This is a genomic window from Halosimplex carlsbadense 2-9-1 (genome assembly GCF_000337455.1).
GTDB classification, from domain to species: domain Archaea; phylum Halobacteriota; class Halobacteria; order Halobacteriales; family Haloarculaceae; genus Halosimplex; species Halosimplex carlsbadense.
The window spans coordinates 284,735-300,439 of record NZ_AOIU01000013.1; the positions used below are offsets into that span (position 1 = coordinate 284,735).

At 69.7% G+C, this 15,705-nt stretch carries 17 protein-coding genes; 7 read left to right on the forward strand and 10 right to left on the reverse strand.

Annotated features, from left to right (window positions below):
• Positions 1 to 60: 60 nt before the first annotated feature.
• A complete protein-coding gene (locus C475_RS07010; RefSeq protein WP_006883101.1) occupies positions 61 to 1,353 on the forward strand; it encodes an MBL fold metallo-hydrolase in 1,293 nt (430 codons plus the stop codon).
• A gap of 39 nt (positions 1,354 to 1,392) precedes the next feature.
• Here C475_RS07010 and C475_RS07015 read toward each other — a convergent pair whose 3' ends face one another.
• Positions 1,393 to 2,388: an AEC family transporter gene (locus tag C475_RS07015; RefSeq protein WP_006883102.1), complete on the reverse strand. Its 996-nt coding sequence runs from the start codon at positions 2,386 to 2,388 to the stop codon at positions 1,393 to 1,395.
• Positions 2,389 to 2,515: 127 nt separating this feature from the next.
• Here C475_RS07015 and C475_RS07020 point away from each other — a divergent pair, with 127 nt between their 5' ends.
• Together C475_RS07020 and C475_RS07025 are read left to right on the forward strand one after the other, a co-directional pair.
• Positions 2,516 to 3,958, forward strand: a complete 1,443-nt coding sequence (locus tag C475_RS07020) for an MATE family efflux transporter (RefSeq protein ID WP_006883103.1) — start codon at positions 2,516 to 2,518, stop codon at positions 3,956 to 3,958.
• 96 nt (positions 3,959 to 4,054) lie between these two features.
• The gene (locus C475_RS07025) at positions 4,055 to 5,029 is read left to right on the forward strand and encodes an aldo/keto reductase (protein ID WP_006883104.1); all 975 of its coding nucleotides are present in this window, start codon (positions 4,055 to 4,057) and stop codon (positions 5,027 to 5,029) included.
• Positions 5,030 to 5,059: 30 nt separating this feature from the next.
• On the opposite strand, the gene C475_RS07030 is transcribed toward C475_RS07025, so the two are convergent.
• From C475_RS07030 to C475_RS07040, 3 genes are all read right to left on the reverse strand, one after another.
• Positions 5,060 to 5,977, reverse strand: coding sequence for a DUF106 domain-containing protein (locus C475_RS07030; RefSeq protein WP_006883105.1), 918 nt, complete (start codon positions 5,975 to 5,977; stop codon positions 5,060 to 5,062).
• 68 nt (positions 5,978 to 6,045) lie between these two features.
• On the reverse strand, positions 6,046 to 6,276 hold the full coding sequence (locus C475_RS07035) for a hypothetical protein (protein WP_006883106.1): 231 nt from the start codon (positions 6,274 to 6,276) through the stop codon (positions 6,046 to 6,048).
• A 111-nt stretch (positions 6,277 to 6,387) separates the two neighbouring features.
• Positions 6,388 to 7,242: a sulfurtransferase gene (locus tag C475_RS07040; protein WP_006883107.1), complete on the reverse strand. Its 855-nt coding sequence runs from the start codon at positions 7,240 to 7,242 to the stop codon at positions 6,388 to 6,390.
• A 301-nt stretch (positions 7,243 to 7,543) separates the two neighbouring features.
• On the opposite strand from C475_RS07040, the gene C475_RS07045 reads away from it, so the two are divergent.
• Positions 7,544 to 8,392, forward strand: coding sequence for a sulfurtransferase (locus tag C475_RS07045; RefSeq protein ID WP_006883108.1), 849 nt, complete (start codon positions 7,544 to 7,546; stop codon positions 8,390 to 8,392).
• A gap of 12 nt (positions 8,393 to 8,404) precedes the next feature.
• On the opposite strand, the gene C475_RS07050 is transcribed toward C475_RS07045, so the two are convergent.
• Both C475_RS07050 and C475_RS07055 read right to left on the reverse strand, forming a co-directional pair.
• A complete protein-coding gene (locus C475_RS07050) occupies positions 8,405 to 9,550 on the reverse strand; it encodes an AI-2E family transporter (RefSeq protein WP_006883109.1) in 1,146 nt (381 codons plus the stop codon).
• Positions 9,551 to 9,659: 109 nt separating this feature from the next.
• Positions 9,660 to 10,340 carry a class I SAM-dependent methyltransferase gene (locus tag C475_RS07055; protein WP_006883110.1) on the reverse strand — a complete coding sequence of 227 codons (681 nt, stop codon included), beginning with the start codon at positions 10,338 to 10,340 and terminating at the stop codon, positions 9,660 to 9,662.
• A 136-nt stretch (positions 10,341 to 10,476) separates the two neighbouring features.
• Between C475_RS07055 and C475_RS07060 the strand changes: the two genes are divergently transcribed.
• The 3 genes from C475_RS07060 to C475_RS07070 all read left to right on the forward strand — a co-directional run bounded on the left by C475_RS07060 (position 10,477) and on the right by C475_RS07070 (position 12,308).
• Positions 10,477 to 10,899 carry a hypothetical protein gene (locus C475_RS07060; protein ID WP_049930232.1) on the forward strand — a complete coding sequence of 141 codons (423 nt, stop codon included), beginning with the start codon at positions 10,477 to 10,479 and terminating at the stop codon, positions 10,897 to 10,899.
• A 303-nt stretch (positions 10,900 to 11,202) separates the two neighbouring features.
• A complete protein-coding gene (locus tag C475_RS07065) occupies positions 11,203 to 11,631 on the forward strand; it encodes a DUF2391 family protein (RefSeq protein WP_006883112.1) in 429 nt (142 codons plus the stop codon).
• A gap of 107 nt (positions 11,632 to 11,738) precedes the next feature.
• The gene (locus tag C475_RS07070; RefSeq protein WP_049930265.1) at positions 11,739 to 12,308 is read left to right on the forward strand and encodes a rhomboid family intramembrane serine protease; all 570 of its coding nucleotides are present in this window, start codon (positions 11,739 to 11,741) and stop codon (positions 12,306 to 12,308) included.
• A 62-nt stretch (positions 12,309 to 12,370) separates the two neighbouring features.
• Here the strand turns inward: C475_RS07070 and C475_RS07075 are convergent, their stop codons facing one another.
• From C475_RS07075 to C475_RS07090, 4 genes are read right to left on the reverse strand one after another with little or no spacing between them, the layout of a single operon-like run.
• Complete coding sequence (locus C475_RS07075; RefSeq protein ID WP_006883114.1) at positions 12,371 to 12,574, reverse strand: hypothetical protein; 204 nt, start codon at positions 12,572 to 12,574, stop codon at positions 12,371 to 12,373.
• Positions 12,574 to 13,776: an ABC transporter ATP-binding protein gene (locus tag C475_RS07080; protein ID WP_006883115.1), complete on the reverse strand. Its 1,203-nt coding sequence runs from the start codon at positions 13,774 to 13,776 to the stop codon at positions 12,574 to 12,576. Before C475_RS07080 ends, C475_RS07075 begins: the two co-directional genes overlap by 1 nt.
• Before the next feature lie 3 nt (positions 13,777 to 13,779).
• Positions 13,780 to 14,727: a carbohydrate ABC transporter permease gene (locus C475_RS07085; RefSeq protein ID WP_006883116.1), complete on the reverse strand. Its 948-nt coding sequence runs from the start codon at positions 14,725 to 14,727 to the stop codon at positions 13,780 to 13,782.
• On the reverse strand, positions 14,727 to 15,704 hold the full coding sequence (locus tag C475_RS07090; RefSeq protein ID WP_006883117.1) for a carbohydrate ABC transporter permease: 978 nt from the start codon (positions 15,702 to 15,704) through the stop codon (positions 14,727 to 14,729). The genes C475_RS07085 and C475_RS07090 overlap by 1 nt, the downstream gene beginning before the upstream one ends.
• Position 15,705 lies beyond the last annotated feature (1 nt).

Here is a 15,705-nt window from a genome sequence, read left to right on the forward strand (position 1 = left end):
ACGCCGCGAGGCGTCTGTGAACCGACGAACCCAAGCAGTCGGGGGCGATAGCGACGGCCGATGAACGTCCGGTTCCTGGGCGGCGCCCGCGAGGTCGGTCGTAGCGCGGTCCTCATCGACGACCGGCTCCTGCTGGATTACGGGCTGTTGACCGGCAACCCGCCCCGGTTTCCGGTCGACTCGGTCGACCCCGAGGCGGTCGTCGTCTCCCACGGTCACCTCGACCACGTCGGCGCGGTGCCGTCGCTGTGCTCGGGCGACCGCCGGCCGCCGATCCACTGGACGCCCCCGACGCGCGAACTCGCCCTCACGCTCGCTCGCGACACCCTGAAGCTGCACGGCGGCACCTACGACTGCCCGTTCACCGAGACCGAGGTCCGCCGGGTCACGCAGGTCTCCGAGACCCACGGCTACCGGGAGTCCTTCGAGGCGGCCGGCTACGAGGTCACCTTCTACGAGGCCGGCCACATCCCCGGCAGCGCGCACGTCCTCGTCGACGACGGCGACACCCGACTGCTGTACACAGCCGACTTTCACACCGGCGACCACCGCGGGAGCGACGCTCCCGCGAGCCGCACGAATCGGGCCGGTGAGCCGATTCGTGGACAACGGCTCGTCGCCGGCACCACCGCCCGGCCCGACGCCGACGCCGTCGTCTGCGAGTCGACCTACTCCGACGTGACCCACGAGGACCGGGGAGCCATCGAGGAGCGGTTCGCCGAGAGCCTCCGCACCACGATATGGCAGGGTGGCACGGTCGTCGTCCCGGCGTTCGCCATCGGCCGCACCCAGGAGGTCCTCCTGATCTGCGAGGCCCACGACATCGACTGCTACGTCGACGGGATGGGCAAGCGCGTGACGGAGATGCTCCGGCGCCACCCCGAGTTCGTTCGCGACGCCGACGCGCTGGGCCGGGCCAAATCCAACGCCAGATTCGTCGACGGTCGCGACGGCCAGCGCCGACGGATCGCCGAGGACAACACCGTCATCGTCACCACCAGCGGGATGCTCTCGGGCGGCCCGGCGATGACGTACATCCCCGCGATCCGCGGGTCCCCGACCAACAAGGTCGCGATGACTGGCTACCAGGTCGAGGGGACGCCCGGCCGGGACCTGCTCGACACCGGTAGCGCGGAGATCGACGGCCGACGGATGCCCGTCGCCGCGCAGGTCGAGTCCTACGACTTCTCCGCCCACGCCGACCGCGAGGGGATCCTGGCGTTCCTCGACGACTACCGCGACGCCGAGGTCCTCGTCAACCACGGCGACCGTTGCGAGGCCTTCGCCGAGGAACTCCGCGCGGACGGCTTCGCGGCGACGGCGCCCGCGGTCGGCGACGCCGTCGACGTGTAGCCGGTCCGGCCACCGGCGTCGAACGCCGCCGATCGCCGCTCACCCGAGCACGCCCAGCTCCGCGAGCAACACCAGTCCGGTGACCACGGGGAGACTCCCGAGTATCGTGAGGAAGACGACCGTTCCGACGTAGTCGGCGGTCGATACCGCCGACCCGTCGGCAGTCGGGTCGCTCGCTCCGTCGTCCCCGAACTCGATCGAGAGGACGAGCGGGATGACCGCGGAGGGACCGGCCGCGAGGACGACGAACGCGGCGGTCACCGTCGGGTCGCCGATGTCGACGAGCGCCGCGACCCCGACGGCGACGACGGGCGCGACGAGCAGCTTCAGTCCGACGGTCGGCAGCGTCTCGCGGACGGTCGCCGCGAGGTCCATCGACTCGACCTGCAGGCCGAGGACGACGAGGAAGACGGGGATCGACGCGTCGCCGACCAGCCGGAGGGTGTCCATCGCGGTGCCGTCCTCGGGCGGGACGACGCCGAGCGCGACCGCGGCGCCCGCCGCGGCCAGCGCCCAGACGACCGGCTGGCGGGCCACGCGGCCGAGCGCCGCCCGGTCGGTCCCCGACTCCCCACGCGAGAGGAGATAGACGCCGACGGTGTACAACAGCAGGTTCTGGACGAGGACGAACAGCACGGCGGTCGACCGGCCGGCGGCGCCGAACGCGAAGGTGGCGACCGGGATGCCGAAGTTGCCGGTGTTGGGGAAGGCCGCGGCCATCGCGGCGCCGGTGACGACCGTGCCCTCTCGACCGCGCGCCCGGCTCACCGCCCACGAGAGCGTGCCGACGACGGCGGTGAACCCGACCATCGCGCCGACGGCCGCGGCGGCGGTCCCGAGCCCGGTTTCGAGCGTGACGAGCGTCTCGAACACCAGCGCGGGCAGGAGAACGTAGACGGTGACCGTGCTCAGCGGCTCGGTGTCGACCTCGCGGACGCGACCGAGCAGGTAGCCGGCGAGGGCGATCGACAGCGGCGGCGCCACCGACGAGAGGAACACCGACGGGATCGACCCGAGCGCGTCGAGTGTCTGCACGACGGTATCTGTCCGGGGATCGATATCGCCGCCGATAATGCTGTCGACTCGTCGCCCGAGGGCGTCGGTTTCGGCGGACCGTTCCCGTTTCTAAACCGTTTTCACGGTAGAGCGTAGACGGGTCTCCGTGTCCTGGTCCCGGTACAACCCCGTCCGCGCGCTCCTCCTCTGGGTGGGGTCGATCGTCGCTCGCGCCGGTATCATCGACCGCGAGCGCGTCGAGCGGGCGACCGACCTCGCCTGGCCGCGCATCGTCACCGGCCTCGCGCGGATGTCCCGCTCGACGGCCGACGTGGCGATGGTCGGCATCGCGCTGGGCCCGACCGCCATCGCCGGCGTCGGGTACGCCAGCCCCTTCTGGGGGTTGTCGTTCGCCCTGGGCGGCGGCGTCGCCGGCGGGACCATCGGTCTCGTCTCCCAGCGCTTCGGCGCCGACGCCCACGAGGAACTCGCCCTCTCGGTGAAGGCCAGCGCGCTGCTCACGGTCGCGATCACCGTCCCGCTGATCGCCGTCTACTGGTTCCTCGCCGAGCCGCTGATCGCTCTGATCGGCTCCGGCGACGCCGCGGTGGCCTTCGGCGCCGACTACCTCGCCGTCGTCGCCTTCGGCGTCCCGTTCGCGGCGCTGAACCTCATCGGCAGTCGCACGCTCGTCGGCGCCGACGACGCCTGGACGCCGATGATCCTCCGCGGCGGCGGCGCCGCGCTGAACATCCTCGTCAACGCCGTCCTCATCTTCGGTCTCGGCTGGGGCGTCGTCGGCGCCGCCGTCGGCACCGCGCTCTCGAACGTCGTCGTCGCGGTCGCGTTCGCGGTCGGCCTCGCTCGCGGCGGCCTCCCCGGCATCGGCGAATTCCCCGTGCAGATCCCGCTCTCGGGCCCCCACTTCGACCGGTCGCTGTTCGGCGACCTCGCCGAGATGGCGACGCCGTTGATCGGGACCAACCTCGCCCGCAGCGGCGGCCAGTTCCCCAAACTGTACATCGTCGGCCTGTTCGGCCCGAACGTCGTCGCCGCCTACGTCGTCGCGATGCGGGTCCGCGCGCTGATGGACACGCCCAACTGGGGGTTCAGCATGGCGTCGTCCAGCCTCGTCGGCCAGGCGCTCGGCCAGGACGACGAGGACGACGCCGGCGTGTGGGCCCACGACATCATCCGCTTCTCGCTGGCGTGTTACGCCGTCATCGCCGTCGGCGTGTTCGTCCTCGCCCGCCCCATCGGCCGCGTGTTCGTCGACGACCCCTCGATCCTCCCGACCGTCGTCACCTTCATCCGCGTCGCCTGCTTCGGAGTGCTGTTCAGCGGCGTCTACGGCGGCTCGACCGGCCCGCTGCGCGCCAGCGGCGACACGCGCTGGCCGTTCTACGCCCAGTTGACCGGGCTCTACCTGTTCACGCTCCCGATCGCCTACGTCGGCGTCGCCGTCCCCGAGATCGGACAGACAGCGCTGTACGCCGCCATCCTCGCCGAGATGGCCGTCCCCGCCATCATCGCCTACTACCGCTATCGCTCCGGGACGTGGAAGGTGGTCAGCCGCGACTACCGCCCCGACGCCGCCGCGAGTGACTGACCGCTGTCGGCGGCTTCGCCCACGACCCTACGGTCGGTCCCGGAACGCTGGACCGCGAGGGGCAGGCTTTTGCGTAGTTACTCCCGAGGGCCACCCATGGAGTACACGACACTCGGATCGACCGGGATGGAGGTCTCGCAGATCTGTCTCGGCTGCATGAGCTTCGGCAGCGAGGAGCCGTGGATGCTGGACGAGGAGGAGGGCCGGGAGGTCATCGAACGCGCCATCGACCTGGGCGTCAACTTCTTCGACACCGCCAACGCCTACTCCGACGGCGAGAGCGAGGAGATCCTCGGCGACGTGCTCGCCGACTACGACCGCGACGAGCAGGTCGTCGCCACCAAGGTCCGGTTCCCCGTCGGCGAGGACACGCCCAACGCCTCGGGCCTCTCGCGGAAGACCATCGAGCAGGAACTCGATGACTCCCTGGAGCGGCTCGGCCTCGACACCATCGACCTCTACCAGACCCACCGCGTCGACCCGAACACGCCCCCCGAGACCACGCTCGAAGCGCTCGACGACGCGCGCCGACGCGGGAAGATCCGCCACGCCGGTACCTCCTCGATGTGGACCCACGACCTCGTGGAGCAACTGCGGACGAGCGAGCGCGAGGACCTCATCGGCTACGAGACGATGCAGAACCACTACCACGTCGCCTACCGGGAGGAGGAGCGCGACATGCTACCGCTCTGTGACAAAGACGACATCGGCGTCATCCCGTGGGGCCCGCTCGGCCAGGGCTTCCTCGCCCGCCCGTTCGACGAACTCGAACGCACCAACCGCGGCGCCCCCGAGAACTTCCACAACCCCACGCCCGAGTACGAGCGCGGCGGCGGCAAGGAGATCAACGAGCGCGTGCAAGAGTTGGCCGCCGACCACGGCGTGACGATGGCCCAGATCGCCCTGGCCTGGCAGTACCAGAACGAGTACGTCGACGCCCCCATCGTCGGCACCACGAGCGTCGAACATCTGGAGGAAGCCGTCGAGGCGCTGGAGATCGACCTCTCGGCCTCGGACGTGGCGTATCTGGAGGAACCGTACGAACCGCAGCCGATCATCGGTCACGAGTAGCGACGGCCCGACGGAGACCGCGCTTGCCGTTCAGAATGCCGACCGGTAGTCCGCGACCGCCGGACCCACTTTCTTCGCGACGCGCTTGCCCGCGACGTTCGAGACGATCGACCAGGCGATGTACCAGACCGTCCAGACCTGCAGCGGGCCGACCAGCTTGGCCGTCCAGACGACGCGGCCGGCGATCGGCAACACCTGCGCGGCGGGCGTGATCGCCGCCACGGGGTTGACGGTCAGCCAGGTGATCCAGAGGAAGACGGGGATCGTCACCAGCATCGCGTAGACCATCGGGCGGACCATCCGCTTCATCGCTCCCAGCTGCTCCATCATCAGCTCCTGCTGGCGCGACTGCAGCCGTTCGACGGCCTCGTCGTCGCCGCGCTCGCGGGCCGCGTCGAGGCGCTCTTTGACCGTCTCCAGGCGTTCCTGTGCCGCTTCCTGCGGATTCCCGTCCATCAGCCGACGGCGCAGCGTCGTCGAGACGACCGTCGTCGCGAGCGCGAGCAGCGCGACCGTCGCGCCGAACGGCAGCGCGGCCTCGACCGGGCCGAGGAAGATGTCGGCGGTACTCCCGATCGTGTCGCGGGCCACCGGTATCTGGTAGCTGGCCATCAGCCCCAGCGCGGCGACGCCGGCGAGTTTGTCGGCGGCCGACCAGCGGCCGGCGTCGGCGTCGTCGTCGGTCTCGGCGTCGCCCGCGAACTCGGCGTCGTCGCGCTCACCCACGGCCGCGCGGACGGCGTCGGGGTCCTCGACGACGAACCCGGCGTCGGTGGCGACCAGCAGTTCGGATTCGAGCAGGCGCCCCCACTGTTCGGCGGGGACGGCGCCGCTCACGTCCGGCCAGGAGACGGTGCCGTCGCCCGATTCGGCGCGGTCGAGGACGACGGCGGCGGCGTCGGCGAGCGCGTCGTCGCCGTCGAGTCGCTCGCGGAGGGTCTCGTCCATACGGATACCTGTCAGCGCGCCTTTGTCAATCTTGCTCTCGGGCTGTCAGGATGCGTCGGGACGGGCGCTCACGCCTCGTCGTCGCCGCTCAGTTCCCGTATCACGACCAGCGCGAGCGCGCCGACGACGAACGCGAGCGTCCCCATCGCCAGGGCGGAGACGGCCGTCAGCAGGAGCGACGACCCCTCGGACAGCGTGATCGCGCCGGGGCCGAGCAGCACGGCGACGACGGCCGCGACGGCGAGCAGTCCGGCGGTCTCCTCGCGGGTCAGCGGCTCGCGGAAGGCCGACAGTTCCATGGCTCGGCGTTCGCCGGGCGGGCTGAAAACGATTGGGACCGGGACGGGCCGCGGCGAACGGACCCGCGGCTATCCGTTCCGGCGTCGAAAAAATCGGAGTCGCGAAAGACCTTACTCGCCCTTCTCGATGGGGGCGCCCACGAGGTTGCCCCACTCCGTCCAGGAGCCGTCGTAGTTGATGGCGTCGTCGTAGCCGACGAGTTCGTGCAGGGCGAACCAGGCGACCGACGAGCGCTCGCCGATACGGCAGTAGGCGACGACGGTGCCGTCGCCCTCGATGCCTTCCTCGGCGTACAGGTCTTCGATCTCCTCGGCGGTCTTGAAGGTGCCGTCGTCGTTGGTGACGGCGGCCCAGGAGACGTTGCTGGCGCCGGGGATGTGGCCGCCGCGCTGGGCGGTCTCCTGCAGGCCCGGGGGCGCGAGGACCTCGCCGGAGAACTCCTCGGGCGAGCGGACGTCGACGAGCGGCAGGCCCTTGTCGACGGCGTTCTCGACGTCGTCGCGGTAGGCGCGGATGGACTCGCGCGGGCCGGAGGCCTCGTACTCGACTTCGGAGAAGTCCGGCTCCTCGTCGGTGAGCGGGTAGTCGTTCTCGACCCAGTAGTCGCGGCCGCCGTCGAGCAGCTTCACGTCGTCGTGGCCGTAGTACTTGAACTGCCAGTAGGTGTAGGCCGCGAACCAGTTGGCGTTGTCACCGTAGAGGACGACCGTCGTGTCCTCGCTGATGCCGTGGGAACCCAGCAGCGCCTCGAAGTCCTCCTTCTCGAGGATGTCGCGCTCGACCTGGTCCTGGAGGTCTGTCTCCCAGTTCCAGCCGACCGCGCCCGGCGCGTGGCTCTCGTCGTACAGCTCCGTGTCCACGTCGACCTCGACCAGCCGATAGTCGTCGTCGTCGCTCTCGAAGTGCTCGAGGTGGTCTTCGACCCAGTCCGCCGAGACGAGTACGTCTTTCGCGTAGTCGCTCATGTTCATCGAACCTTTGGTCTACCGACTATATACCTCTAGGACCTTCGGCATGTCCCGCCCCTTGACGACCATAGCGGAGATTGTTGCCGGCTCGTTCCGTGTCTATGGTTCTCACGGCCTCTCTCTTCGGCTCTCGTCGCCCGGGATCGGACCGGGGGACGGGTCGGGCCGGCGGTCGCGGCGGCCCGCGACCGGACGGTTTATACCCAGTACGATGCCCGCACGCGCCGGACAAAATTGCCTCTACCTCCGACCGGGTCGGAAGGACATCTTGAAGCGTCCGCTCGCCCGAACCCGGGACATGAGCGACATCGTCGTCCCGGCCGAGTGGGTGGCCGACCGACTCGACGAGGTCCGGATCGTCGACACCCGCGACGCCTGGGAGTTCGACGGCATCGGCCACATTCCGGGTGCGGTCAACGTCCCGTTCGACTCGTTTCGCGCCGACGAACACGCCGCCGAAGACGACACCGAGAGCGAACCAGGCGGACCGGAGGGCGACGCCGGCGGGGCGACGACCGGCCAGGGGATGCTCCCCGGCGCCGAGGTTTTCACCGAGATCATGTCCGAGGCGGGGATCACCGCCGACGACCGGATCGTCGCCTACGACGACACCCACGGCGTCTTCGCCGCGCGCTTCCTCGTGACCGCGGGGCTGTACGGTCACGACCCCGAGCGGCTCCACCTGCTCGACGGCGACTTCTCCGCGTGGCGACTCGACCACGAGACCGCGAGCGAGGTCGCCGACTTCGACCGGTCGGAGTACGTCGTCGACCCGCCAGCGGAGACGCCGCTGGTCGGGATCGACGCGGTCGCGGCGGCCACCGACGACCCCGATACCGTCGTCGTCGACACTCGCGAGGGCTGGGAGTTCGAGGAGGGCCACATCCCCGGCGCGGTCCGCCTGGACTGGCGCGAACTCGTCGACGACGAGACGCGCGGGCTGAGGCCCCGCGAGGAGATCGAGTCGATCCTCGACGAGCGGGGGATCGCTCCCGACAAGCGGGTCCTGCTGTACTGCAACACCGCCCGCCGGATCAGCCACACCTACACCGTCCTCCGTCACCTGGGCTACCCCGATCTCGCCTTCTACGAGGGGAGTCTCACCGAGTGGAAGGCCGACGGACGAAACCTGGAGACGGGGGCGTAGCCGGGGGGCGACTCAGTCGTCGGTGGCGGGGTCGCCCGGCGACTCCTCGGAGCGGTCGTCGCCGGACGGGTCCGCCGCGCCGTCGGCGGCCAGGTCGTCGCTGAGGCGTCCGTTCCGACCACCGGGTCGGTCGCCGTCGGCGAGGGCGGCGGCCTCGTCGAAGGTCTGCTGGACGGTCGTGCGCTCGTCGGTGACCAGTTCGACCACTTCGACGAGCAGCGCGACGACCAGCGGGCCCGCGATGACGCCGACGACGCCCAGACTCAGCGTGCCGCCGGTGAACCCGACGAAGTAGAGGCTCGCGGGCATCCCGGTCGTCAGCGAGGCCAGCCGCGGGCGGATCAGCGCGTCGGGCAGGAAGCCGATGAGGACCAGCCCCGTGCTCGCGACGAGCAGGGCGGCCGTGACCTCGCCCGCCAGCGCCTGGCCGACCGCCACGGCGGCGATGAGTATGCTCGGTCCGAGGACGGGGATGAACTGCAACAGTCCGGAAAACACCGACAGCGTGAACGCGCTGTCGTAGCCCAGCAGCGAGAAGACGACGTACGCCACCGTGAACGTCCCCAGCGCCGTCGCGGCCTGCAGGACGTACAGCGCGTACAGCGTGTCGCGCACGCAGCGGTGCAGCGCGAGCACCACGTCGTGGTACTCCCCGGGAACCAGCCGGAGCGCCGCTTGATGGACGCTCCCGGGCCGCAGCAGGAGTCCGTACACGAGGAAGACGAACAGGAACGCCTTCAGTGCGAGGACGGGCGCCGCCCCCGCGATATCGAAGCCCAGGTCGACGACCGCGGCCCGCGCCCGCACGATCAGCGCGCTCACGTCGATCACGAACGACATCCCGAACACCGTGATCGGCTGCTCGGCCGGGATCGACCGCAGGAACGAAAGCAGGAGCGCCTGGCGGCCGTACAGCGCGTAGACGATCGGCCCGACGATGAGCGCGACGAACAGGAACCCCACCGTCGTCGCCGCCGCCGCGGCGATCCGCCGGTGGACGCCCCGCGCGACTAACCCCCGACGGACGGGATAGAGCACGTACGCCACCGTGATGGCGAAAAACACCGTCCCGACGACCCGCGAGAGGATCACCAGGGTCAGGATCGCCGTCCCGACGAACAGCCCACCGAGTACCTGCTGTCGCCGGGTCAGCGCCATACTCCCCCCTGAACGCGAAGCCTACAAAACGTTTGGCACGAGCGGCGGTGACGGCGGCGCTCGCGGCCGACCTCGTCGAGCGATCCCGGCGGGCGGCGGTTCCCTGCCCTCACGGGACGACGCCGACGGTCAGCAGTGTGCCGTGCTCGCGGTAGCGCTCGACCATCGCCTCGCGGGTCTCGAAGTCCTCTGTCGGGAACTCCCCCGCCGGCGGGATCGTCGTCTCGGTGTCGGGGATCCGGTCCTGGCCGGCGACGTGCAGGCCCGCGTCGCGGAAGTGCTCGCGGTACTCGGCTTCCGTCCAGCGGATCATCGGCACCTCGACCAGCTCGTCCCACTCGTGGGTGTGGACGCTCTCTTCCCAGTAGTTGACCGCGCAGTAGAACGTCCCGCCCGGCCGGATCACTCGGCGCAGTTCGTCCAGCACGGCGTCGGGGTCGCGGGCGTAGAAGAACGCCTCCATCGACCAGCAGTGGTCGATGCTGTCGCGCTCGAGCGGCAGGTGCTCGAAGTCGCCGTTCAGGAAGCCCGACCGGCGGTCGGCGGTGTACTCGCGGGCGTTGCGGGCCATCCGCGGCGCGGCGTCGATGCCGTAGGACCGGGACGCGTCCTTCGTCTCCCGGAGCGCGCGCCCGGCGTAGCCGCTCCCCGACCCCAGGTCGAGGACGGTGTCGCCCGCTTCGACCGGCATCCGCGCCAGGGCGTGTTTGGCGGTGTGCCAGTGGCGCTGTTCCATGCCCTCGTCGCGGCCGTCGCGGGCCCACTCGTCGAACTCCTCGCTGACGCTCATGAGTGGGCGGTGGGCGCCCGCGAGCAAAACGGTTCTGTGTCGCCGTCGAATCGGTGCCCATCGACGTGGGAAGCGCCGCTCGCGGGAGGTGGCCACGACGGTAAAGCCTATCAGAAGTCTGCGCGTACTGTCAGCAGTGCAACCTCTCACGTTCGCTCCGGTGGGGCTGCTCTTCGCCGTCGTTGGCGTCTTCACGAGCCTGCTCTTCCTCGGAAGTGCCGCAGTCCTGGCGTACTGGGTCTACCGAGACGCGTCAGCACGGGACGCGAACGGCCCGCTCTGGTGGACGTTCCTGGCTTTCTCCGGGGTCGGTCTGGTCTGGTATCTCGCCGTTCGGGGCGAACGGGACCCGCGACACGGTCCCCCCTCCCGTCGTGAGCGCCTCGCGGGGACGTGGACGATGGCGATGGCCCTCACGTTGGTCGCCGTCACCGTCGCGACACCGCCGGACCCGTTCACGAAACTGGTCTACCTCCCGCAGGTGTTCGCTGTGGCGTTCGTGGTCGTGTATGTGTGGCGGGTACGGTCCCGTCCGGCGGCGGTCGGGAGCGGAGACTGAGTACCCCGTCGCTGTCTCCGGAAGTATCGGCGTCTTACCGATATCAGAAGTTCCGATCGGTCCTGGCACGAACCCCTCGTCGCGACGTACACGGCGGCGGCCGCCGTCGGCGTCCTCGGCGCCGCCGTCCTCGCCCCGCCGGACCCGCTCACGCAGGTCGCCTACGTCCCGCCCTCGTTTGCGGTCGCGTTCGTCGGAACGCACCTGTGGCTCACGCGGCGTCGGTCCGCTGGGTCCCGGGTCGAGGCCTGACCCGGACCGCCGTCCGCCAGCGTTTTGCCCGGCCCCCGGAATAGAGCGTGCATGGCACGAGCCCCCCGGTACAAACTCGCCGACACCGCCCAGCAGGTCGTCGGGGGGTTCCTGCTCGCCGGACCGTTCGTCGTCACCGAGGAGGTGTGGACGCTCGCGACCCGGATGACTTGGTTCCACGCCGGCGTGACTGTCGCCATCGTCTTCGCCATCGGCTACGGCGCCCTCTACGAGGCCGACGACGACCGCGACCCCGACCGCGAGGCCGAGGTCGCCGGCGTCCCCCTCCGGTTCGTCTCGCTCATGTTCGTCTCCTTCGGCTCCGTTGCCATCCTGGCGCTGACGCTGACCGCCCCGACGACGTTCCTCACCGACCCCGACCTCACGACGGTCGAGCGCGCCGGCATCACCGCCCGAGCCGTCAGCGTCGGTGCCATCTTCAGCGTCGTCGGCGCCGCGACCGCCGACTCCGTCTTCTGAGCGGCGGTCCGGAGCGCGTACCGGGTCGCCGCTTTCGCTCCGCCCACCCGTATCTACCGTCCCCAGGCGGCCGATCCTTCTTGTAGTCGGTGGCCCAACTCACGGTCGTGTCCCGGAGCCCGACCCTGACACTGGTCGTCGCCTTCGTCGTCGTCTTCGCCCTCCAGCGCGTCGTGGCGTTGCTGCAGATCCCGCTCACCTTCGCGCTCGCGCCGCCGGTCGGCGCCCGGCCGTGGACGCTCGTCACCAGCGTCTACGCCCACCTCTCGGTCGGTCACCTCCTCGCCAACGTCGCCGTCCTCCTGCTGGTCGGACTGTACCTCGAACGCCAGACCTCCCGGCTGCGATTCCACGCCTTCTTCCTCCTCACCGGCGCGCTCTCCGGACTCGCCGAGGTGTGGGCCAGCGGGCTGTTGGGCCCCGGCGTCGCGGTGCTGGGCGCCAGCGGCGGTATCGCCGGGCTGGTCGGGTACGTGCTGGCGGGCAACCGCATGAGCGACACGCTGCTGGACCGCACGCCGCTGTCCCCCCGAGCGCAACTCGGCGTGTTCGTCGTCGTCGCCGGCGCCGTCACCGTCGTCACCGCCGGCCCCGGCGTCGCGCTGATCGCCCACTTCGCCGGGCTGCTGATCGGGCTGGCCGCGGGGCGACTGCACCTGTTGCGGCCGTCGAGATAATGCCGTGTCGCTCGTGAGTCAGGTCAGGTGTGACCGGGCGTAGCCGCGAACAGGTGCCCGCCTCAGTACAGCTGCTTCTCCTGCTCCTCGCGCTCGCTCTCGCGTTCCTGCTCCGCTTTCTTCTCCCGGCGGCGGGCGATCCACCCGCGGACCCCCGGAAGATAGGTCCGCCGCACGTCGCGGGCGAACGCCCAGATACCGTAGACCCAGAAGAAAAAGAGCAGGGTCCCCATGCCGAAGTAGAGCCAGGTGGCGGTCGAGACCATCAGGTCTCCTCCCGGGCGCCGGGGTGGCCACCGCCCATCGCCTCCGAGCGGAGGATGTCGTGACAGACGGCGTCGCCGGTCCCGGTGTCGAAGACGTGGATCTTCCGGCGGTCGAGGACGACCTCGATGTCCTCGTCGCCGGCCAGGTCGCTGTCCGGTTCGACGCTCATCAGCAGTTCGTCGCTCCCGCGAGCGGAGGCGGCTTCGGTGGTCGCGGCCTCGGAGTCGCTGGCATCCTCGCCGCGGAGGACGAGGTAGACGAAGATCTCGTCGCCCATCGGTTCGAGCACGTCCGTCCGGGCGCGGATGGGACGGGTCGGGTTGGCGAGTTCGCCCGCCTTCTCCGCCGGATACACGTCCTCGGGGCGGACGCCGACGGTCACGTCGTCGCCCGGGGCGAGTTCGGGTACCTGTCCGGGGTCGAACGCCACGTCGAAGCCCGGGGTCACGATCTCGCCGGACTCGACGGTCCCCTCGACGAAGTTCATCGAGGGCGAGCCGATGAAGCCGGCGACGAACAGGTTGGCCGGCTGATCGTAGCAGACCAGCGGCGGGGCGATCTGCTGGAGATGGCCCTCGTTCATGACGGCGATGCGGTCGGACATCGTCATCGCCTCGGCCTGGTCGTGGGTGACGTAGATGATGGTCGTGTCCAGCTCCTTGTGGAGGCGTTGGAGCTCCGTGCGCATGTGGACCCGGAGCTTGGCGTCGAGGTTCGCCAGCGGCTCGTCCATGAGGAAGACGGCGGGCTCGCGGACGATGGCGCGGCCGATGGCGACGCGCTGGCGCTGGCCGCCGGAGAGCTCGTCGGGCATCCGGTCGACGAGGGCCTCGATCTGGAGGATCTCGGCGGCGCGCTCGACGCGGCGGTCGATCTCGGCCTTGTCGAAGTCGCGCAGCCGGAGCCCGAAGCTCATGTTGTCGTGGACGTCCATGTGGGGAAACAGCGCGATGTTCTGGAACACCATCGCGATGTCGCGGTCTTTGGGCGGACGGGTGGTCACGTCCTCGCCGGCGATGGTGATGGTCCCCTCGCTGGGGATGGTGAGGCCGGCCATGGTCTCCAGGGTGGTCGACTTGCCACAGCCCGACGGGCCGACGAGCGTGACGAACTCGCCGTCGGCGATGTCGAGGTTCATGTCGTCGACCGCCGTGACGTCCGCGTAGCGTTTCGTGACGTGTTCGAGTGTTACGTTTCCCATGAGTTACTCCTTGAGTGCTCCGGCAGTCAGCCCGCTGACGATGCGCTCCTGGGCGATCACGACGAGGATCACCACGGGGAGGACGCCGACGATGCTCGCCGCCGCCATCAGGTTGTAAAAGGCCTGGTACTGGCCCTGGTAGTTGACGACGCCCCAGACGATGGGCGCCCAGTTCTGGGCCTGGCCGTCGGTCATCAGGAAGGAGATGAAGAACTCGTTGTAGACGCCGATGAACGTGAGCACGCCCGCGGTCGCGACCCCCGGCGCGGACAGGGGGATGATGACACGGAAGAGCGCGCCGATCCGGGTGGCGCCCTCGACGCGAGCGGCGTCCTCCAGCCCGTCGGGGATCTGGCTGTAGAAGGTGGTGAGGATGAAAATGGAGAGCGGCAAGAAGAGCGCGCTGAACGGCGTCACCATCGCGCCGGGGGTGTTGAACCAGTTGGGGCTCTCGATGGTCCCGACGGCGGGGAGCGTGAGGATCTCGACGTTGCCCGTGAAGAACTGGAACAGCGGGATGATGAACGCGGCCGGCGGGAAGTACGAGATAGCGAGCAACACGAGCAACAGCGCGGTCTTGCCGCGGAACTGCAGGCGGCCGAAGGCGTAGCCGGCGAAGCTCGCCACCAGCAGGACGATGACCGTCGTCGTCAGCGCGATGACGATGCTGTTGAACATGTAGACGTGAAACGGCAGCCGCTGGAACATCTCCACGAAGGAGGCTGGGTTGAACCCGTTGGGCAGCAGGCCGACGTCGGTCATCCGGTCGCCGGGCGTCAGCGCCAGCACCAGCAGCCAGTAGAACGGGAAGAGGGTGGTCACGAGGAAGAAGGCGGTGACGACGTAGAAGAGGAACTGGTAGGCGTCGCCGGGGTTGCGGATCGCCTCCTGCGCGCGCTGGGCGATCGGCCCGTCGTCGCTCTCGCCCCCCTCGACGGGCTGAGAGGCCATCAGGCGCCCACCTCCAGGTCGGCGAACTTGACGATGTACACCAGCGCGACCAGCGCGACGATGCCGGCGGTGATGAACGCGACGGCGGCGGAGGTGGCGTACCGGCCCGCGCGGAAGGTCGAGACGACCATGCAGGTCAGTGACGGCAGGGTCGAACAGCCGCCGGTCGTCTCGATGATACCGTAGACGCGCATCGACTGGATCGTCCGGAAGAGCAGGGCGACCAGCAGCGCGGGGAGGACGAGCGGGAAGGTGATGTAGCGGAACTGCTGGACCTTCGAGGCGCCGGCGACCTTCGCAACGTCGTAGAGGCTGCGGTCGACGCTCTGGAGGCCGGCGAGGATGAGCAGCGCCATGAACGCCGAGGTCTTCCACACGTCGGCGACGATGACGATGATCAGCGTGTCGGTCGTGTTGATCAGCGGGTTCTGTGAGAACACGCCCAGGCCCTGCATCACGTCGGTCCCGACGCCGATCCCCGGCTGGAAGAACAGCCAGAAGATGAGCCCCTGGATGGCGATGGGCACGGCCCACGGGATGAGGATCGCGACGCGGACCCACCGGCGCCCGCGGAAGCTCTGGTCGAGGACGAGCGCCTGGCCGAAGCCGATGATCGTCTCCAGCGTGACCGCGATGGCGACGTAGATGAGCGTCACCGTCAGCGCGCTCTGGAACGGCTGGCCGAAGTCGAGGAACGGGCTGCCGAGAACGGCGTTGCGCTCGCCGGTCAGCAGCTCGGCGTAGTTCTCGAACGCGACGAACTCGCCGACGTACTCCGCCGAAAAGAGGGCGTCGGCGCGCAGCGACATCTCGAAGGTACTCGCCAGCGGCCACAGCGCCATCGTCGAGACGAGCAGCAGCGTCGGGACCAGGAGGACGTACGCGAACCCCTGTTCGGAGAGCTGTTCCGTCCAGTTTGCCGGCGCGACCGCCGCCGACCGCACGCGTCCGCGGCCGTGTTCGTCGCTGGTCGCCATC